The sequence below is a fragment of the Streptomyces sp. Z26 genome (assembly GCF_003665095.1).
Taxonomy (GTDB): Bacteria; Actinomycetota; Actinomycetes; order Streptomycetales; family Streptomycetaceae; genus Streptomyces; species Streptomyces phytohabitans.
In genome coordinates this window covers 175,751-193,550 of sequence record NZ_RCHV01000002.1, presented here as the reverse complement: position 1 = coordinate 193,550, position 17,800 = coordinate 175,751, and the positions used below count along the sequence as shown (strand labels likewise).

Sequence of the window (17,800 nt, the reverse complement as noted above, 5' to 3'; positions counted from 1 at the left end):
ACGCGTGCACGGCGTCGTGGACCCCGGCGGCATCCCCGCCCGCGATGAGTTCCGCGCGCCGCAACCGTCCTCCCTCCGGGGCCCGCCGGGCCCGCACCCGCTGGACCGCACCGGAGGAGCACCATGACCGCCACCACCCCGGGCCCCCGCCCGCACGCGGAGCCGCAGACCCACCTCGACGCCCGCTTCAGCGGCCCGGACGCCGTACCGACCCCCTGGGCCGAGGCCCGCGCCGCGCTGGCGGCGGCGCAGACGTACTGGCTGTCGACCGTACGGGCCGACGGCCGCCCCCACGTCACCACGCTGCTCGCCGTCTGGCACGACGACGCGCTCCACTTCTGCACCGGGGCCGACGAGCAGAAGGCGCGGAACCTCGCGGGGAACGCGCGGTGCGCGCTCACCACGGGCTGCAACCGCTTCGACGAGGGCCTCGACCTCGTCGTCGAGGGCAGCGCCGAGCGGGTCACCGACGAGCACGCGCTACGGGCGCTCGCGGCGGCGTACGTGGCCAAGTACGGCCCGGACTGGCGCTTCGACGTGCGCGACGGCGCGTTCCGGCACAGCGGCGACGAGGCGCCGGGCGGGCCGGTGCCCGTGTACCGGGTGGCGCCCGTCACGGCGTTCGGCTTCGCCAAGGGCACACCGGGGCAGACCCGTTGGCGCTTCACCGGCTGAGCGGGGCTCCGCCCCCGGTCGCGCGGCCGGTCGGGGCGGGGGCGTGCTACCTTGGCTCCAGTTGCAGTTGTGGTTCCCATGGATTCTTTGTGTGCGCCTGCTGGTTCTGGACCTCCAGGCGCATTTTCTGTTTCCCGGTGTGTTTCTCCCGTCGGGTGATCATCGCAGCGACACGGGCCCGTGCAGTGCGGGCCGCGTTCCACCACCCCAAGGAGATCGACATGGCCACAGGAACCGTGAAGTGGTTCAACGCCGAAAAGGGCTTCGGCTTCATCGCGCAGGACAACGGCGGCGCCGACGTCTTCGCGCACTACTCCGCGATCAACGCTCAGGGCTTCCGTGAGCTGGTCGAGGGCCAGAAGGTCGAGTTCGACGTGACGCAGGGCCCCAAGGGCCCGCAGGCCGAGAGCATCAACGTCGTCTGATCCACGCCGGAGGCGTCCGCAGGGCTCCTCCCGCGCACGACGCGCGCAGCGGGCCCGTACCACCGGTGCGGGCCCGCGACGTTTCCGCGCGTGTCCGGCTCCACCACCCCGATCCACGCGATTCCGCGGTTCGTTCTTGCGATTCCCTTGTGCGGCAGTCGGCCGCCGGGACCTCCTCGACACGTGCCGTCCCGAGGAAGGTTCCCGATGAACCGCACCGACCGCAGCAACCGTTCCGGCGAACGGTCCCCCCGCCGCCCCCGCCCGCAGCAGGGCGCCCGGCGGCGCGGAGGCAGACCCGCCGCGCCCGTCAGCGGCGAGTTCGCGCCGCCCGTCAGCACCACGCCCGCGCTGCCCCCGGCGGAGTCCGTCGCCGGGCTCGACCTCCCGGCGGAGCTGAAGGCGGCGCTGGAGCAGAACGGCGTGCACACGCTGTTCCCCGTCCAGGCCGCCACCCTGCCGAACTCGCTCACCGGCCGCGACGTGCTCGGCCGCGCCCGTACCGGCTCCGGCAAGACCCTCGCCTTCGGCCTCGCCCTGCTCGCCCGCACCGCCGGTACGCGCGCCGAGCCGCGCCGCCCGCGCGCGCTGGTCCTCGTGCCCACCCGCGAGCTGGCGCAGCAGGTCACGGACGCCCTCACGCCGTACGCCCGCGCGGTACGGCTGCGCCTCGCCACCGTGGTCGGCGGCATATCGATCAACCGTCAGGCCGCCGCCCTGCGCAGCGGCGCCGACGTCGTCGTCGCCACCCCCGGCCGTCTCAAGGACCTCATCGGGCGCGGCGACTGCGCGCTGGACGAGGTGCGGATCACCGTCCTCGACGAGGCCGACCAGATGGCCGACATGGGCTTCATGCCGCAGGTCACGGCGCTGCTGGAGCAGGTACGGCCGGACGGGCAGCGGATGCTGTTCTCCGCGACGCTCGACCGGAACGTCGACAAGCTCGTCCGGCGTTTCCTCGACGACCCGTCGGTCCACTCCGTGGACCCGTCCGCGGGCGCCGTGACGACGATGGACCACCACGTGCTGCACGTCAGCGACACGGACAAGACGCCCGCCGTGCTGCACATCGCGGCACGCGACGGCCGGGTCCTGATGTTCATGGACACCAAGCACGCCGTCGACCGGATGACCCGCCGCCTGCTGGCCAACGGCGTACGGGCGGGCGCGCTGCACGGCGGCAAGTCGCAGCCGCAGCGGAACCGGACGCTGGAGCAGTTCAAGAACGGGCACGTCACCGCGTTGATCGCCACCAACGTCGCCGCCCGCGGCATCCACATCGACGGGCTCGACCTGGTCGTCAACATCGACCCGCCCACCGACCACAAGGACTACCTGCACCGCGGCGGCCGCACCGCCCGCGCGGGCGAGACGGGGCGCGTCGTCACCCTCGTGCTCCCGGACCAGCGGCGGGAGATGTCCCGGCTGATGTCGACCGCCGGGATCGAGCCCCGTACGCAGTCCGTACGCCCCGGGGACGAGGAGCTGGCGCAGGTCACCGGCGCCCGTACGCCCTCGGGCGTGCCCGTCACCGTCACGCCGCCCGCGCCCGTGGCGGCACCCGCCTCCGAACGGCCCAAGCGCGGCGGACGTCCCGGCCGGGGTCGGCGCAGCCGCTCGGCCGAGGCACGCAGGGGCGGCGCCGCCAGGACGAACACCGCGTCCCGGCGGGCTCCGCGCGGGGAGACGCACGGCAGCTGAGGCGGGAGCGGGGGCGGCGCGGGCCGCTCCGGATCGCGGGTACGGGTGCCCGCGCGTAGCGTGAAGGCGTAAGCGAACGACGGTCGGGCCACGTGCCGCCCCAGGCGCGCGTGGCCCCCCGTGCTGCGGACCGCAGGCACCCCGCCGGCCCCGGTGGGCGTGTCCGCCGCGTCCTGCTCACACGGCGATCCGCCCCTCCGGGTCCCGTGCGATGGGAGAGCGAAGCCCATGAACGCTGTTGGTTTCCGCGCCAAGCGCGCACGCCACCCCCACGACGACGCCCCCGACACCGCCGCCGACTTCGAACGGATCGCGGCTCTCCCGGACGGCCCGGAACGCGACGAGCTGCGGCAGCGGGTGGTGCGCCTGTGGGTGCCCATGGCGCACCGGCTGGCCGGCCGGTACCGCAACCGGGGCGAGTCCCTGGAGGACCTCCAGCAGGTCGCGGCGCTGGGGCTGGTGAAGGCCGTCGCGCGGTACGACCCGTCGCGGGGCACCGCGTTCGAGAGCTACGCCGTACCGACGATCGTCGGTGAGATCAAGCGGCACTTCCGCGACCACATGTGGGACGTGCACGTGCCACGCCGCGTGCAGCACCTGCGCAACCACGTACGGGTCAGCCACCGGGAACTCAGCCTCACCCTCGGTGGCCGCTCGCCCTCCGTCGCGCAGATCGCGGAGCACAGCGGACTGTCGCAGGAGGACGTGCTGCTCGGCATGGAGGCGCTGGAGAGCTACAGCACGCTGTCCCTGGACGCGGAGCTGCCCAGCGCCGACGACGGCTACTCCCTCCAGGACACCCTGGCCACCCCGGAGCCCGGCTTCGACCTGGTCGTCTACCGGGAGGCCGTCAAGCCGCAGCTCAGCTCCCTGCCCGAACGCGAACGGCGCATCCTCTACCTGCGGTTCTTCTGCGAGATGACGCAGAGCCGCATCGCGGAGCAGCTGGGCATCTCCCAGATGCACGTGTCCCGGCTGATCAACCAGACGTGCGACCGTATCCACCGCCGCGTCGAGGCGGAGTGGTGCCGGGAACGCGGGCCCGTGGCGGTGGCGTCCGGCGCGGGCGCGGGCGCCGGTGCCGGCGCCGGTACGGGTGCCGGGGTGGGTGCGGGGGCGCGGGGACCGGCGGGCTGACCGCGCCCGGCATGATGGGCGGGATGCACACCACACCTCCCGGCGCCGCCTCGCGCCCCGCCCGTACCGCCCTGGACCTGCTGCGCTGCCCGCTGTGCGGCGCGGAGCTGTCCCGTACGGGCAGCGCGCTCGCCTGCGCGCGGCGGCACACGTACGACATCGCGCGGCAGGGCTACGTCGGCCTGCTGACCGGCGGCAGGCGGGCCGCGAACGCCGACACGGCCGCCATGGTCGAGGCGCGCGAGGCGTTCCTGCGCACCGGGCACTACGGGCCGCTCGCCGCAGCCCTCGCGGGGCTCGCCGGGCCGCTCTGCCCGCCCGGTGGCGCCGTCCTCGACGCGGGCGCCGGGACCGGCTACTACCTGGCGGCCGTGCTCGACGCGCTGCCGGACGCGGTCGGACTCGGCCTGGACACCTCGAAGTTCGCGCTGCGCCGTGCCGCGCGGGCGCACGCCCGGGCCGCCGCCGCGACCTGGGACGTGTGGGAGCCGCTGCCGGTCGCCACGGGCTCCGTCGACCTCGTCGTCAACGTCTTCGCGCCGCGCAACGGGCCGGAGTTCCGGCGCGTCCTGAAGCCCGACGGCGCACTGCTCGTCGTCACCCCGACACCCCGTCACATGGCCGAACTCCGCGACGCGCTCGGCACGTTGGCCGTCGACGAGGCGAAGGAGGAACGGCTCGACCGCACGCTGTCCGCGTACTTCCGGCGGGAGGAGGCACGACCGCTGGAGTACGCCGTCACGCTGCCGCCCGGCGAGGTCGCCGACCTGGTGTCGATGGGGCCGACCGGCCACCACCTGAAGGCGGGGGAGGCGGCGGAGCGCGCGGCGCGGCTCGGCGGAGCGGTGGGAATGACCGCCTCATTCCGCTTGTCCGTCTACCGCCCGCTCTGAGGCGACCGCAACCCTTTGCCCGACTCGCGGGTCTTCCCTGACAACCGAACGCTCGGGCCCGGGTTCGTCGGGGGGAAACGACCCAATCGCGGACAGCAGTCCGCAGACAGCAGGGGGGAACCACCCATGCGTTCACGCAAGATCGCCGTGACGATGGCCGCGTGCGCCTTCGTCCTCGTCCCCGCCGCCACGGCCTCGGCGGGCAGCGGGCCCGCTCCCGGCCCGTCCCAGCGGGCCGCGGCGGACTCCACCACGCCGTCCGCGCAGGGCAACCCGCGCAGCGCCGCAGCCAAGGCGGCCGACGTCTGCCCGGACGCGTACGAGATCGGCACCCTCGGTCACGTCAAGCGCGGCACCGAGACCATCGCCTCGGTGAAGCAGTTCTACTCGCCCCAGTGCCAGGAGAACTACGGCTACCTGTGGGTGTGGCAGAGCTTCCGCGACAAGGAGCAGGACTACGACGTCAGCTCCGCCGTCTACAGCTACTCGCAGGACGAGGTCCTCGGCAGCCGCACCTGGAAGAACACCAACGGCCAGGAGTTCTGGTCGCACCCGACCGCCACGGCGACGGAGTGCACCGCCGCCATCGGCGCGGTGCGGGAGGCCGGGGTGCCGCTCCAGTACCAGGCCGCCAGCTCCAAGCGCTGCTGAGCGCACGGCGTACGGGGTCGCCCGTACGCCCCCGCCCCGACCGCCCGCCCGGCGGTCGGGGCGCCCGCACGTCGCGGGCCCGTTGTCGTACCCGTGGCGTAGACAGGGGGTGTCCGCCCACCGCACCGTCCCACCGGAGGCCGTCGATGACCGTGCGCCGCGTCGTACCCAACCTGCCGACCCGATCCGTGGCCGTGAGCCGCGACTTCTACGGCGCCCTCGGCCTGGCGGAGGTCATGGACCTCGGCTGGATCGCCACGCTCGCCTCCCCGTCCGCCCCGGCGGCGCAGCTCAGCCTCTTCCCGGACGGGGACCTGACCGCGCCCGTCGTGCCCGACCTGAGCGTCGAGGTGGACGACGTGGACGCGGTCCACGCGGCGCTGCGGGAGCGCGGCGCGGAGATCGTGCACCCGCTGCGGGACGAGGAGTGGGGCGTACGCCGCTTCTTCGTCCGCGACCCCGACGGGCGGGTGGTGAACGTGCTCGGCCACCGCTGACGGCGTACGCCTCCCGCCGTGCCCGTGCCCGTGCCCGTGCCCGTGCCCGCGCCGCGAGCAGGTGGCGCGGCTACGGCAGGAAGTGGAAGCCGGGGCGCGGGTGCATCAGGAAGTCGTGGTGCGAGATGTTCCACGCGTACGCCCCCGCCAGCGCGAACGCGATCCGGTCCCCGGCGCGCAGCCCCGCCGCCGGTACGCGCCGCGCCAGGACGTCCTTCGGGGTGCACAACTGGCCCGCCATCGTGACCAGTTCGCCGCGCGCCGTGGGCCGTTCCCACGGGTGCGGCCAGGGGCGCGGCGAGCGGAGGACCGCGCACGGCTGGTCGTGGCCCTTGGTCGCGGGCGTCCGCAGGTGGTGGGTGCCGCCACGGACGACGGCGAACTCCTCGCCGTGGCTGCGTTTCACGTCCAGCACCTCCGTGGCGTACCAGCCGCAGTACGCGGTGAGCGCCCGCCCCGGCTCGACGCGGAGCGTCACCCCGGGGTGCGCCCGCGCGAGGCGCGCCAGCCCCGCGCCGTACGCCGCCCAGTCGAAGCGGGTGTCCGGCGCGGCGTAGTCGACGGCCATGCCGCCGCCCACGACGACCTCGTCGAGCGGGACGCCGTGCCGCTCCGCCAGCCCGGCGGCCCACTCGGTCACCGAGGCGGCGACGGCGAGGAGTCGTGGCGCGTCGAGCCCGCTGGCGAGGTGGGCGTGCACGCCGCGCAGCCGCAGGTGCGGCAGCGTGCCGTCGGTGAGCAGCCGTACGACCGCCGCCGCCTGCTCGGGGTCGAGGCCGAACGGCGAGGGTCGGCCGCCCATCGCGAGGGCGCTGCCGGTCAGGGCGTCGTCGGCCTGGGGGAGGTTGACCCGTAGCAGCACCTCGGCGCGGGGGGCCGTACGGTCGTCCGCGCCGTCCGCGCCGTCCTCCGTGGAGCCGACGGCGTCCGGGCGGGCGGCGAGGTCCGCGAGGAGCCGCAGTTCGTGCGGGCTCTCCACGTGCCAGCGCCGTACGCCGAGACGGAGACCGGCGGCGATCTCCGCCGGGGTCTTGCCGGGGCCGCCGAAGGCGAGCGGGCGGCCGGGCACGGCGGCGGCGACGTGGGCGAGTTCGCCGCCGGAGGAGACCTCGTAGCCGTCCACGTACGTGCCGAGGGCCGCGAGGATCTCCGGCTCCGGGTTGGCCTTGGCCGCGTAGTACAACTCGACGGGCGCGGGGAGCGCGGCCCGTACGGCCGCCGAGTGGGCGCGCAGCGCCGTCCTGTCGTAGAGGTAGGCGGGGAGCTGGTCCGGGTCGAGGGCGTGGACGCGGTCGCGGACGGCCGCCGGGACGGCGGGGGCGGGGGTCGTGCCGGGTGTCGGGGCGTTCATCGGGGCGTCCTGGTGGGGTCGTCGGTGGTGCCGGTGCCGGTGCCGTGGGTGTCCGTGCCGTCGTACGTCTCCCCGCCCGTGCCGGTGCCCGCCTCCCGCGCCGCCCGCCCGGCGAGCGGCGAGGGCAGCCGTACGTACCCCGCCTCCCGGTCGGCGGCCCGCGCCCAGCGCGTGAGCAGGTTCGCCTTGGCGGGCAGCGGCACGCCCGCCAGCAGGGCGCGCAGCCTCGGCGGGCAGCCGTGCTCGGCGGCGTACGCGCGGAGGGTGTCGCCGACCCGCGCCCACAGGGCGCCCTCCAGCCGCGGGTGCAGGTCCGCGACGGCGGCGAGCAGGTCCGCGACGTGGTTGACGAGCAGGCAGTAGACGAGCCGGTCCCAGCCGCGCCGCGCGTCGTACGTCAGCGGCCCCGCGACCTCCGGGGGCAGCCCGGCGAGCGCGTCGGCGTGGTGTTCGGGCAGCAGCTTGGCGCCCTCCAGGTCGCGCAGCAGGACCCGTACGGGCATGCCGTCGGGGTCGACGCACACGAGCACGTTCTGGAGGTGCGGCTCCAGCACCAGGCCGTGGTCGAAGTAGGCGGCGAGGACGGGCGGTACGAGCAGCCGCAGGTACGCGCTCCACCACTCCAGCGCCGCGTCCGGGCCCGTACCGGCGAGCAGCCGCGACACGTGCCAGGGGCCCGTCGGGTACTCGTCCGCGACGGCGGCGGCCAGCAACGGCGTCGCGCCCGCCGGGACATGGCCGGTCAGCCCCTCGCGCACGATGACCCCGAAGCCCTCCAGCAGGGCCCGGTCCGGTTCGCCGTCGGCGCCGGGCAGCGCCATGCCCCGGTACGCGGGTTCGCGCAGCACCGCCGCGCCGGGGAACCGCGCGGCCAGGTCGGCGAGCGCCGGCCGGAGCAGCCGGGTGAGGGCGACGGCGCCCGCCAGCTCGTAACGGGAGTTCTTCCGCAGGCAGTTGGTGATCCGCACGTTCAGGCTGAACTTGAGGAACGACTCCCCGTCGTGCAGCGTCCGCACCGACGCGGTCGGTGTGCACACCGGGCCGTACGGGCCGAGGTCGAGGACGTCGCCCCGGTCCAGGGCGGCGCGCAGCAACGGGTGGCCGGACAGCAGCGCGTACTGCCACGGGTGCGCGGGCAGCGACCGGTAGCCGTCCGGTACGGGCCGCGCCCGGTCGAGGGGCGCGGCGGCGCCCGGAGCGGCGGTGTCCTCGGCCACCAGGTGGCGGCGCACGGCGAGTCGGCGCAGCGGGAAGGCGGCCCCGGCCTCCGGCGCGTACGCGGCCCAGTCGGCGTCGCGCCCGCCGCGCGCCTTGGGCGCGGGGTGGAAGCGGTGGCCGAGGGGGAGCGCCTGCTCGGACCGCAGGTACGTGGTGAGCGGGTCGGCCGCCGGGCCCTGCCCAGGGCCTCCGGGCGTGTGCGCGGCGTGGGCCAGCGCGGCGGCCGTGCCCGCGTGGCTGGCGGCGACCTGCTCGGTGAACTCGTCGTTCTCCACGCCCGTACGGAGCGACAGTTCGGCGCGGGTCAGCTCCGCGAGGCGGCGCCAGCCCGGCTCCGTCCAGCCTTCGCCGCGCCGTTCCGCGACGGGACCGGTGAAGCGGTGGGCGCCCAGCAGCGACGTGCGGCGCACCGCGACGCGCAGCAGCACGCCGCGGTGCGGGAGCCGGAGCAGCAGGTGCCCGCCGTGCACGGTGGCCTGCCCGTCCGGTCCGCAGACCTCGCGCAGCAGACAGTTGAGGAGGGTGTGCGCGACGGCCTCGTCGGCGCCGGGCGGCCCGGCGGGCGCGGCCGACGGGCCGTACGCGCCGGGCCGTGGCGGCGCGGCGGCGGCGCGCGGCGGGTACGGGCCGGGGGAGCCGGGCGCGGTGTGGGCACGCGTGCGGGAGGCGGCGGTGGTCACGCGGCTCACGCTCCCGTACGGAGGTAGTTGGGGCCGCTGACGTAGTGCTTGTTGACGTCGGCCGCGCCGGACCGCTCCTTGCTGAGCAGCGTGCCCGCGGTGACCATCGCCTTCACGGGCAGCCGGTCGGCGTCCAGGACGCGCGCGCGGAGGACGGCGCCGGGCTCGCCGGGGGCGGTGCCGAGGCGTTCGGCGGCCTCGCCCAGCCGGTCGCGTACGAGTGCCAGCAGCGTGCCGAGGGGGGCGCGGCCGTGGCGGGCCAGCCCGTACGCGTACGCGCCCGCGCACAGGTGCACGGTGACGGTGGTGAAGAGGTCCGCGACGGGGCCGTCGCCGTCCACGGTGATCCGCGCGTCGTCGAACGCGGCGGCGAGCGCGTCCGCGCCCGGCCCGAGCGCGCCGCGCAGGCGGGCGGTGTGGACGCGCGGGCCGTCGTTGTCCTTGAACAACAGGCGTACGCGCGGCGGGGGTTCGGTAGGGGGCGGTGTCCCGTCCGGCCGGGGCGTACGGTCGGGCCGGTCCAGGACGAGGGAGACGTTCTGCTGGTGGGACTCCAGCGCGACCCCGTAGCCGAACAGCGTGGCCTGCCAGTCCAGGAGCGGTACGAGCACGGCGTCGAGGAGCGCGACCGGGTCGCCGCCGTAGTGGCGGTCCGCGAGGTGGTCGACGACGAGCCGCCCGTCCGGGGCGGGCGCGAGGAGCGCGGCCAGCGGGACGACGAGCGCGTCGTCGAGCCCCGCCGGGTAGCGGCGGCGGAGGAACGCCAGCAGCTCGTGCCCGGCGTGCGCGTAACAGGTCTCGTCGGCGAGCAGCACGCTCTCCCGGAAGCGCGGCTCGCGCCGTACGACCTCCTCCAGCAGCCGCTGGCACGCGGCGCCGTCGGTGAGGGTGCCGGGCTTGACGGTGCGGCGGTTGCGCAGCCCGAGGGTGGCGGTCGGCAGCGGCAGCTTGAGGTGCGTGCGGGGGTCGTCCGCGAGGGCGACGGTCCGCATGGAGAGCGTCGGCGTGCCGAGCGGGTACGGCGGCGGGCCGTACGGGTCGCCCGACTCCGCCGCCTCGCGGGCTGGCCGGGCCGTGCGCAGCGCGGTGTCCGCGTCGAGCCCGGCGGCGCGCAGGGCGTCCCGCAGCGGCCCGTCCGGGGTCAACGGGTGTACGGGGAAGGCCAGTCGACCGGTGCCCGCGTCGCCGGGCCACCAGCCAGGGAGGTCGTCGACGCCACCCCGTACGGTCAGCGCCGTACGCGGCAGGCTGAGCCAGCGGAGCGCGAAACGCGGCGCGAACTCCGGCGCGTACGCGGTGAGTCGGCGGGCGCTGAGGCCCGCGCGACCGCGGGCCGTCGGGTAGACGGGGTGGTCGTGGCGGGCGGCGAGGGCGTCGTACGCGAGGGACCCGACGAGGCCCGTCCAGCGCGCCGGGTCGGGGCCGTGGCGCGCGGTGAGCCGGTCGGCCGTCTCCCGCCACGTGGCGGTGTGCAGCCGCGTCGTGTCCAGCGTCTGCCCGCACTCGGCGGCGAACGCGTCGAAGCCGCCGCGGTCGGCGGGGTCCGCGTAGGCGGCCAGGGCGGCGAGCACGGCACCGCACGTGGTGAGCCGTACGCCGTCCGGCTCGCGCAGCAGCAGCGGCAGCCGGGCGCGCAGCGCGCACTGGAAGCCGTCGTCGGTGACCGGCAGCAGCAGCGGGGGAGGGGCGTCGGCCCCGTCGCGTACGGCCTGCTCGCGTACCGCCTGCCCCGGCACGCCTCGTCCCGGCACGGCTCGTCCCGGCACGCCTCGTCCCGGCACGGCCCGCTCGGGCGCGGTCCGCCCACGTACCGCCCCGGCCGGCGTCGTTCCGCCCCGTGCCGCGTCGTCCGCGAGGCGCAGCCACCGCCCGTCCGGCCGCTCCACCACCGTGCCGCGGGTGCGCAGCCCCGCCACGTCCTCCCGCAGCAGCGCGTCCAGCACGCGCAGGACCAGCGCCGCCTCGTCCGCGTCGCGGTCCGCGCCGTGCGCCGGGCCGCCACCGGGGACCACGGCCCCGGACTCCACGGTGTCGCACACCCTCACGGCGTGATCTCCCATCGCTGCGCGGCCAGGAAGTCCGCCACCACCCGGTCCACCCGCGTCTGGTCCGGGCCGACGGCGCGCGCGACGCCGAGGAAGTCGCGGTTCGTACGGTGCAGTGCGTGCCGCTCCCCGACCTCGCGCAGCGGACGGTACGTCAGCTCGACACCGTCCACCACCAGTTCGGCCGGGCCGGGGGCGGCGGTCAGCGTCCCGGTGCGGTCGGCGCAGGGATACGTCAGCCGTGCCCGCCGGTCGGTACGCGCGCCGAGCGCGGTGGGCAGCCGCTCCCCGAGATGTACCCGCAGGACGTGCTCGAACAGCGGCACGTCCAGCATCCGGGCGAGCAGCAGGTCGCACTGGTCGCCGATGGCGCGGTAGTTGACCTCGACGATCCGCGCCCGGCCCGCGCGCACCACGTACTCCGTGTGGCACGCGCCGAACCCCACGCCCAGCGCGTCGAGTTGGGCGAGCACCTGCGCCAACACTCCGGCGGGAGGGGCGGGTTCGTACGCCATGCGCTCCTCGATGAAGTGCGGCGGCGGCGACAACTCGGTGTGGAAACCGCCCAGTACGTGCCGTACGTGACCGTCCCCGAGGGTCTCCAGGGTGTGCAGCTCGCCCGCCAGGTACTCCTCGACGACGAGCGCCGCGTCCGGGCGCCGCTCCCGTATCTCCCCGCAGCGCGCGGTGAGTTCGGCGGCGTCGGCGGCCAGGAACACGTCCTCGCTGGCGACGCCCTCGCGCGGTTTGACCACGCACGGGTACGGCGCGCGCGCCGCCAGCGGGGCGGGGTCCCGCCCGGGGGCCAGTTCGGCGGACCACACCGCGTCCAGCCCGGCGGCGGCGAGGTGGCGACGGGTCTCGGCCTTGTCCTTCGTCCGCAGGGCCGCGCGCCAGTCCTTGGCGGGGAGCCCGAAGTAGTCCGCCGCGAGGGCGGCCTGCGTCTGGAGGTGGTCGCTGTTGGTGAAGACGGCGTCCGGCCGGTGGTGCGCGGAGATCCGGCTGATCACGGCGCGGAAGTCCCGTACGTCGCATCCGAGGATCTCGACGTCCCCCGCTACGGTGTCCCCGTGGCCCCCGTACGGGCCACCGCCACCGTCCTCGTCCCCGCCGTGGGCCGTCGGCTGGTCGGTGAGCACCGTCACCCGGAGACCGAGACCGCGGGCGGCGGGGAGGAAGCCCTCCCGTACCGAGTCGGTGGGGTTGAGGGCCAACAGGTATAACCGCACTGGACTCTGACACTCCCGGGGCGCGTGTGGCTGCCGTGACTGAAGTGAGGCTTACCTTACTATGTGGATCACGTGTCAGTGAGTTCGAGGAGTTCCATGATCCCGGTCCGGCAGACCCCGGCGGCGTCGGCCGCCGCGCATGCCCCCAGCCTGCTCGCCGCGGCGTACCGCCGACTGGCGGCGACCTGCGAGTCCCTCCAGGTCGCGATCGCGGAACCCGGCTCCCGACCCGCCCGCGGCCAGGTGTGCGCCGCCGACCTCGCGGACCGCCCCGAGCTGCTGACCGCCTTCGTCGACGCCGAGCAGACCCGCCTCCTGGAACGCCACGGCCGCGCCGTCCGCCGCGACGTCGCCGCCTCCCGCGCCCTGCACTCGTACGTCTGGAACGTCGCGCTGCTGATGAGCGGCGCCTGGTACGAGGAGCGGCGCGTCCCCCGCGTACGCCTCCAGGACGTACGGATCGACCTCGCCACCGGCGCCCTGGAGACCGTCGTCACCGGCGGCTTCGCCTGCCTCCCCGACGACCCGGCGTGCGCGCTGCCCGACGTGCGGGTCGTCGCGGACGAGGAGGCGCTGCGGGCCGAGCTGCGCGCGGCGGTCGCCGACCACGTACGGCCGCTGCTCGCGGCCGTCGCGCCGGTCGTCCGGCGCGGGCCGCGCGCGCTGTGGGGGCTCGTCGGGGACGACCTGGTCTCCGGGGTCTGGTACCTCGGGCGCACCCTCGACCAGGAGGAACGCTCCCTGGCGGAGGCGCACGCGCTGCTCCCCGGCCCCGTCGCGCCGTTCCCCGGCGGCGCCGACTTCCGGCGGCTGGCGGCGGCGGACGGGCGGTCGTACCCGACCCGTACCCGCGCCGGATGCTGCCTCTACTACACGATCGAGCCCGCCGACGCCTGCCTCACCTGTCCCCGTACGAGTGACGCCGAACGGCTGCGCCGACTGACCGCCGAGGACCCCGCCTGACCCGTACGGGCGTACGCGCGGCGGCCGGTACGGCGTCCCGTACGCGGGCGCCGGCCGTACGGCGAACTCCTCGGCGGGGGCGGTCCGTTCAGGCGTAGACGGGCGCCAGGTCGATGTAGATGCGCCAGTCGGAGACCTGGTCGCCCCGGAACGTGAGGATGTCGGCGTTGGGGAGGGTGACCTCCTTGCCGTCGAGCCGCGTGTACGTCACGTCGGCCTGCACGATGACCGTGTCGTCCACCCGCCACGCCTCGCGCACGTGGTGGTCGAGCCCGGCGATGGTGCCGAAGAACCCCGCGACGGCCTCGCGCACCTCCTCGCGGCCCACGGCGGGCGGGTTGTTGGCGAAACGGAACTGCACGTCGTCGGTGAGGTGCGCGACGAACTTCGCGGGATCGAAGGAGTCGATGTCCGCGAAGATGTCGGCCATCCGCGTGCGCACCTCGGACTGCACGGGCGCGGCGGACTCGGGGCTGGTCATGTGGCCTCCGTGAGAGGGCTGTTGCGGTCGTACGCGGCGGTTGCCCCAGTCTTTCTACCCGGTCGCCCGCCGCGCCGTCCCGCCGGGTCGGTGGGGGAGCGGTGAAGACCGGGCCGCTCACCCCCGGTCGGGGGCGACCCCGCCGTGCGGCGGGCGCGCGCCGGAGCGCGCGTCGAGGACCGCCAGCACCCGCGCGCACCAGCGCAGGTTCTCCTCCTCGAAGGCGATGCCGCGCGCCAGGGTGAGGTACGGCCCGACGCGCGCCGCGTCCCGCAGGTGCTCCTCCTCCGTACGGCCGTCCAGCAGCCGCGCGCGCAGCCGCTCGTAGCGGTCGAGTTTGGCGCGTGCCCAGGAGGCGCGCTCCGCGACGAACTCCCGTACGGCGTCCGGGTCCCCGTCGTCCAGCGCCTGCACCTTCACCAGCAGCTCGTCGCGGACGGCGCCCGGACGCGGGGGCTCCGCCGTGAACTCCCGCAGGGCCGCGCGCCCCGCGTCGGTGAGCGAGAACAGCCGCTTGTCGGGCCTCCGTCGCTGCCGTACGACGCGTGCCGCGAGCAGCCCCTCGGCCTCCAGCCGGGACAGCTCGCGGTAGAGCTGCTGCGGGGTGGCCATCCAGAAGTTCGCGAGGGAGGCGTCGAACCCCTTCGCCAGGTCGTATCCGGACGCCTCGCCCTCCAGGAGGGCGGCGAGGACGGCGTTGCGTAGGGCCATGGGGGAGACGCTAGCATGCGCACCTATTCAATTAGTTGACTATCCGATCCGGCGGTGGCCGGGCCGGGAGAGGGGGAGCCGCTGTGGAGTCCTTCCGTCAGGCCGTGGAGGCCCGCGACCACCGGGCGATGGAGGCGTTGCTCGCCGAGAACGCCGTCTTCACCAGCCCCGTGGCGTTCGCGCCCTACCCCGGCAAGCCGATGACCGCCGCGATCCTGCGCGCGGTGCTGCGCGTCTTCGAGGACTTCCGCTACGTACGCCAGCTCGACGACACCGGCGGCCGCGACCACGCGCTCGTCTTCCGCGCCAGGATCAACGGGCTGGAGGTCCACGGCGTCGACCTGCTGCACCTGGACGAGGACGGGCTGATCGACGACTTCCAGGTGATGGTCCGCCCGCTGTCGGCGGCCAACGCCCTGGCCGAGGCCATGGGCGCGGAGTTCCCGCGCATCGCGCGGGAGGCCGCGGAGGCGTAGGCACGGCGCCGCCCCGCACGGCCGCGGCGGCCGACTCCCGTACGGACGTGGGGAGCCGGGCGGTGGCCGTACGGGACGCGGGTGCGTTCGCGCGTGTCGGCCTCCCGCGCGCGCCCGCCGGGCCCCGTACGGTCGCCCCGCCCCCGCCCCCGCCCCCGCCCCCGCCCCCGCCCGTACCGTGCCGGGCCGCCACCCGCGACCCGTCCGGCATCCGGGCGAGGGTTGACGCGCGGTCCGGCATCCTGCTGAATGGTCCGCATGGCTGTCCAGCGGCGTTTGGTCTCGCGCGACCACATCGACTTCGGTCGGGTGTGGTCCGCGGCGTGTCGCGCCTGACCTGGCAGCGGGCCGTCTGACCGGCCCTCCCCCTCACCGACCCCGTCGCGGGTCGAGTGGTCTCCGTCACGCCGATGCCGTACGCGCTCGGTGCGCGGACCCGGACACACGCTGCCGCACCTCCCCCGACGCCCGGCGTCGGCACTTCCCACGCCCCCCGTGGTGTACCGCCCTTCGGTCGACGGCCGCCGAACTCCCGCCCGTACGCGGCGAGTCGGCGCCGTCGACCCTCCCGGAGGTCTTCGTGACCGACTCCCCGCTCCCGTACAGGACTTGAGGCCATGCCCCGTCGACTCCACCTCTCACTCGGACTCGCCACCGGTTCCGTACCCGACCCCGACCCCGGCACCGGCGCCCGAACGGGCGACCGGCTGGCCGCGCACGTCCGGCTGGCCGAGGAGGGCCGCCTCGACTTCGTCGCCGTGGGCGACACGGCGTACGGGCGGGGCGTGCGCGGACGGTCGGTCGCCGTCGCCGCGCTCGCGGGCGCCGCGCGGCTGACCCGACGGATCGGCCTGGTCCCCGAGGTCCCGGCGGCGGCGGGCCGTACCGGCCACGCGCGTACCGTCGACACGGTGGCCGCGCTCGACACCGTCAGCGGCGGCCGGGCGGGCTGGCTGGCCGAGCCCGGGGCGCGTTCCGGCGCCCGTACCGGCCCCGGCGCGGGCCTGCCCTACGTGCCCGGCTCGGCGCAGGGACGTCCGCCGGTCGCCGTGGCGCTGGACGTGCACGACGCCGACCCGCGATGGGTGTTCGCGGCCGCCCGCGCCGAGGTCGTCCTGCTGGACGCCGACGGGCCGGGCGCCGCGTGGCTGGCCCGCGCCGCGCTGCTGCGCCGGGCGGCCGACGCGGGACGGGAGCCGGGCGGGCTGCGGGTCCTCGTGCGCGTCGCGGTCCGGCTCGACGACGGCGGGCACGCGCAGGCCCCCGAACCCGAACCCGCCTCCGCACACGGCGACTTGGCGCCCCCGCCCGCCGACACGCTGCGCTTCACCGGCACCGGGACCGAACTCGCCGCCCTCCTCGCGGACTGGCACGCGGCGAGCGGCGTCGACGGCTTCCACCTGCTGCCCGCCGCGCCCGGCACGGACGTGCCCGCCGTGGTGCGCGAGGTCGTACCGGCGCTGCGCGGGTCCGGCCTGTTCCGCGCCGCGTACGCGGGCCGCACCCTCCGCGACCACCTGGAGCTGCCACGCCCGGCGGCACCCCGTACGGCACCCGCCCCGCTGGCCGCGCCGTGGCCGCCCGCCGCCGTGTCGCGGCGCCTGGCCGCGCCGCGCGGGCCGGGGCGCCGGAGGTGCCGTTGAACGTGAACTCCCGTCGCCCCCGGCCCCGTTCGGCCTCCGGAAGGGGAGTGCCGGGCCGGTCTCCCGGCCGCTCGCGGCCTCGTCGAGGAAGGGAAGGCATGCGGAGGACGGATCTCACGCGTCGCCGTCACGTCGATCTCGCGCGCGTCTCCAGCGCTTCCTGTCGCACCCGCCGTCGCTGAGTCGACCGGGCAACATCCGCCGCGCCCATGCCGGTCGGCCTTCCGCCGACCGCGCCGCGCCCCCCGGTGCCGCCAACCGCCCGGCGAGTCCGCCGCACCGCATCCGGGTTCCGTACGGCCGTCCGCGACCCGTGCGCGCGTACCGCCACGTGCCCTTGCCGTCCCTCACGGCCCCCACCGCGACCGTACGCGTCGGTGAACTCCCCGCACACGCCCCGTACTTCCGAAAGGTCCCCGTATGGCCCGCGTCCTGTCCGTCTCCGGCAGCCCCTCCGCCACCTCCCGCACCGCGCGGCTCCTGCGCCATCTGGACGCCCGACTCGCCCTGCACGGGCACCAGGTGGTCCCGCTCGACGTCCGCGGCCTGCCCGCCGAGGCGCTGCTCGGGGCCGACCTCCGGCACCCGGCGATCGCGCGCGTGGTGGCGGAGTTCGAGCGTGCCGACGGCGTGGTCGTCGGCACGCCCGTCTACAAGGCCGCGTACTCCGGTCTGCTCAAGTCGCTGCTCGACCTGCTCCCGCAGTACGCGCTGACCGGCAGGACCGTCCTGCCGCTGGCGACCGGCGGCACGTCCGCGCACGTACTGGCCATCGACTACGCCCTGCGCCCCGTGCTGAGCGCGATGGGCGCGGCGCACATCGTCCCCGGCTGGTTCACGCTCGACTCCGACCTCGCCGTCGGCGCCGACGGCGCGCTGACCGTCGCGCCCGGCGCGGCGGAGGCGTTGGCGCAGGTCACCGACCAGTTCTCCGCCGCTCTCGGCGGCCGTACGACGGTGCTGGCGGCCACCGGATGACGCGCGGGCCCGCCGCCCACGACCCCGTTCCAGCACTCCCGCACCC

17 protein-coding genes are annotated in these 17,800 nt (G+C 75.9%); 11 read left to right on the top strand and 6 right to left on the bottom strand.

From position 1 onward, the window contains the following. Positions 1-123: 123 nt before the first annotated feature. From D7M15_RS00870 to D7M15_RS00840, 7 genes are all read left to right on the top strand, one after another. The gene (locus D7M15_RS00870; RefSeq protein WP_121515717.1) at positions 124-675 is read left to right on the top strand and encodes a pyridoxamine 5'-phosphate oxidase family protein; all 552 of its coding nucleotides are present in this window, start codon (positions 124-126) and stop codon (positions 673-675) included. A gap of 221 nt (positions 676-896) precedes the next feature. Continuing rightward, the gene (locus D7M15_RS00865) at positions 897-1,100 is read left to right on the top strand and encodes a cold-shock protein (RefSeq protein ID WP_121520071.1); all 204 of its coding nucleotides are present in this window, start codon (positions 897-899) and stop codon (positions 1,098-1,100) included. A 207-nt stretch (positions 1,101-1,307) separates the two neighbouring features. Next, the gene (locus D7M15_RS00860; protein WP_121515716.1) at positions 1,308-2,801 is read left to right on the top strand and encodes a DEAD/DEAH box helicase; all 1,494 of its coding nucleotides are present in this window, start codon (positions 1,308-1,310) and stop codon (positions 2,799-2,801) included. 228 nt (positions 2,802-3,029) lie between these two features. Further along, a complete protein-coding gene (locus tag D7M15_RS00855; protein WP_121515715.1) occupies positions 3,030-3,938 on the top strand; it encodes a SigB/SigF/SigG family RNA polymerase sigma factor in 909 nt (302 codons plus the stop codon). Between the two features lie 23 nt (positions 3,939-3,961). After that, a complete protein-coding gene (locus tag D7M15_RS00850) occupies positions 3,962-4,831 on the top strand; it encodes a putative RNA methyltransferase (protein WP_165906178.1) in 870 nt (289 codons plus the stop codon). Between the two features lie 126 nt (positions 4,832-4,957). Further along, positions 4,958-5,482: a hypothetical protein gene (locus tag D7M15_RS00845; RefSeq protein WP_206337297.1), complete on the top strand. Its 525-nt coding sequence runs from the start codon at positions 4,958-4,960 to the stop codon at positions 5,480-5,482. 146 nt (positions 5,483-5,628) lie between these two features. Next, positions 5,629-5,979: a VOC family protein gene (locus tag D7M15_RS00840; RefSeq protein WP_121515713.1), complete on the top strand. Its 351-nt coding sequence runs from the start codon at positions 5,629-5,631 to the stop codon at positions 5,977-5,979. 70 nt (positions 5,980-6,049) lie between these two features. On the opposite strand, the gene D7M15_RS00835 is transcribed toward D7M15_RS00840, so the two are convergent. From D7M15_RS00835 to D7M15_RS00820, 4 genes are read right to left on the bottom strand one after another with little or no spacing between them, the layout of a single operon-like run. Continuing rightward, positions 6,050-7,330, bottom strand: coding sequence for a type III PLP-dependent enzyme (locus D7M15_RS00835; protein ID WP_121515712.1), 1,281 nt, complete (start codon positions 7,328-7,330; stop codon positions 6,050-6,052). Then, positions 7,327-9,228, bottom strand: coding sequence for an IucA/IucC family protein (locus tag D7M15_RS00830; protein WP_121520069.1), 1,902 nt, complete (start codon positions 9,226-9,228; stop codon positions 7,327-7,329). Before D7M15_RS00830 ends, D7M15_RS00835 begins: the two co-directional genes overlap by 4 nt. 5 nt (positions 9,229-9,233) lie before the next feature. After that, positions 9,234-11,273 carry an IucA/IucC family siderophore biosynthesis protein gene (locus D7M15_RS00825; protein WP_240649075.1) on the bottom strand — a complete coding sequence of 680 codons (2,040 nt, stop codon included), beginning with the start codon at positions 11,271-11,273 and terminating at the stop codon, positions 9,234-9,236. Next, positions 11,270-12,502: an ATP-grasp domain-containing protein gene (locus D7M15_RS00820; RefSeq protein ID WP_121515711.1), complete on the bottom strand. Its 1,233-nt coding sequence runs from the start codon at positions 12,500-12,502 to the stop codon at positions 11,270-11,272. The genes D7M15_RS00825 and D7M15_RS00820 overlap by 4 nt, the downstream gene beginning before the upstream one ends. 96 nt (positions 12,503-12,598) lie before the next feature. On the opposite strand from D7M15_RS00820, the gene D7M15_RS00815 reads away from it, so the two are divergent. Then, on the top strand, positions 12,599-13,465 hold the full coding sequence (locus tag D7M15_RS00815; RefSeq protein ID WP_121515710.1) for a (2Fe-2S)-binding protein: 867 nt from the start codon (positions 12,599-12,601) through the stop codon (positions 13,463-13,465). Positions 13,466-13,553: 88 nt separating this feature from the next. On the opposite strand, the gene D7M15_RS00810 is transcribed toward D7M15_RS00815, so the two are convergent. Together D7M15_RS00810 and D7M15_RS00805 are read right to left on the bottom strand one after the other, a co-directional pair. After that, on the bottom strand, positions 13,554-13,946 hold the full coding sequence (locus D7M15_RS00810; protein WP_121515709.1) for a nuclear transport factor 2 family protein: 393 nt from the start codon (positions 13,944-13,946) through the stop codon (positions 13,554-13,556). Positions 13,947-14,063: 117 nt separating this feature from the next. Continuing rightward, on the bottom strand, positions 14,064-14,657 hold the full coding sequence (locus D7M15_RS00805) for a PadR family transcriptional regulator (RefSeq protein ID WP_121515708.1): 594 nt from the start codon (positions 14,655-14,657) through the stop codon (positions 14,064-14,066). An 83-nt stretch (positions 14,658-14,740) separates the two neighbouring features. Here D7M15_RS00805 and D7M15_RS00800 point away from each other — a divergent pair, with 83 nt between their 5' ends. The 3 genes from D7M15_RS00800 to ssuE all read left to right on the top strand — a co-directional run bounded on the left by D7M15_RS00800 (position 14,741) and on the right by ssuE (position 17,754). Next, the gene (locus tag D7M15_RS00800) at positions 14,741-15,133 is read left to right on the top strand and encodes a nuclear transport factor 2 family protein (RefSeq protein ID WP_121515707.1); all 393 of its coding nucleotides are present in this window, start codon (positions 14,741-14,743) and stop codon (positions 15,131-15,133) included. Between the two features lie 617 nt (positions 15,134-15,750). Further along, positions 15,751-16,776, top strand: coding sequence for an LLM class flavin-dependent oxidoreductase (locus D7M15_RS00795; protein ID WP_121515706.1), 1,026 nt, complete (start codon positions 15,751-15,753; stop codon positions 16,774-16,776). 420 nt (positions 16,777-17,196) lie between these two features. Then, positions 17,197-17,754, top strand: coding sequence for an NADPH-dependent FMN reductase (ssuE, locus tag D7M15_RS00790; protein WP_121515705.1), 558 nt, complete (start codon positions 17,197-17,199; stop codon positions 17,752-17,754). The last annotated feature ends 46 nt before the right edge of the window (positions 17,755-17,800 follow it).

What these genes read in the sequence shown, in the direction of transcription:
- D7M15_RS00870 (WP_121515717.1), top strand. Translation starts at nt 124, where the DNA reads ATGACCGCCACCACCCCGGGCCCCCGCCCGCACGCGGAGCCGCAGACC.
- D7M15_RS00865 (WP_121520071.1), top strand. Translation starts at nt 897, where the DNA reads ATGGCCACAGGAACCGTGAAGTGGTTCAACGCCGAAAAGGGCTTCGGC.
- D7M15_RS00860 (WP_121515716.1), top strand. Translation starts at nt 1,308, where the DNA reads ATGAACCGCACCGACCGCAGCAACCGTTCCGGCGAACGGTCCCCCCGC.
- D7M15_RS00855 (WP_121515715.1), top strand. Translation starts at nt 3,030, where the DNA reads ATGAACGCTGTTGGTTTCCGCGCCAAGCGCGCACGCCACCCCCACGAC.
- D7M15_RS00850 (WP_165906178.1), top strand. Translation starts at nt 3,962, where the DNA reads ATGCACACCACACCTCCCGGCGCCGCCTCGCGCCCCGCCCGTACCGCC.
- D7M15_RS00845 (WP_206337297.1), top strand. Translation starts at nt 4,958, where the DNA reads ATGCGTTCACGCAAGATCGCCGTGACGATGGCCGCGTGCGCCTTCGTC.
- D7M15_RS00840 (WP_121515713.1), top strand. Translation starts at nt 5,629, where the DNA reads ATGACCGTGCGCCGCGTCGTACCCAACCTGCCGACCCGATCCGTGGCC.
- D7M15_RS00835 (WP_121515712.1), bottom strand. Translation starts at nt 7,330, where the DNA reads ATGAACGCCCCGACACCCGGCACGACCCCCGCCCCCGCCGTCCCGGCG.
- D7M15_RS00815 (WP_121515710.1), top strand. Translation starts at nt 12,599, where the DNA reads ATGATCCCGGTCCGGCAGACCCCGGCGGCGTCGGCCGCCGCGCATGCC.
- D7M15_RS00810 (WP_121515709.1), bottom strand. Translation starts at nt 13,946, where the DNA reads ATGACCAGCCCCGAGTCCGCCGCGCCCGTGCAGTCCGAGGTGCGCACG.
- D7M15_RS00805 (WP_121515708.1), bottom strand. Translation starts at nt 14,657, where the DNA reads ATGGCCCTACGCAACGCCGTCCTCGCCGCCCTCCTGGAGGGCGAGGCG.
- D7M15_RS00795 (WP_121515706.1), top strand. Translation starts at nt 15,751, where the DNA reads ATGCCCCGTCGACTCCACCTCTCACTCGGACTCGCCACCGGTTCCGTA.
- ssuE (WP_121515705.1), top strand. Translation starts at nt 17,197, where the DNA reads ATGGCCCGCGTCCTGTCCGTCTCCGGCAGCCCCTCCGCCACCTCCCGC.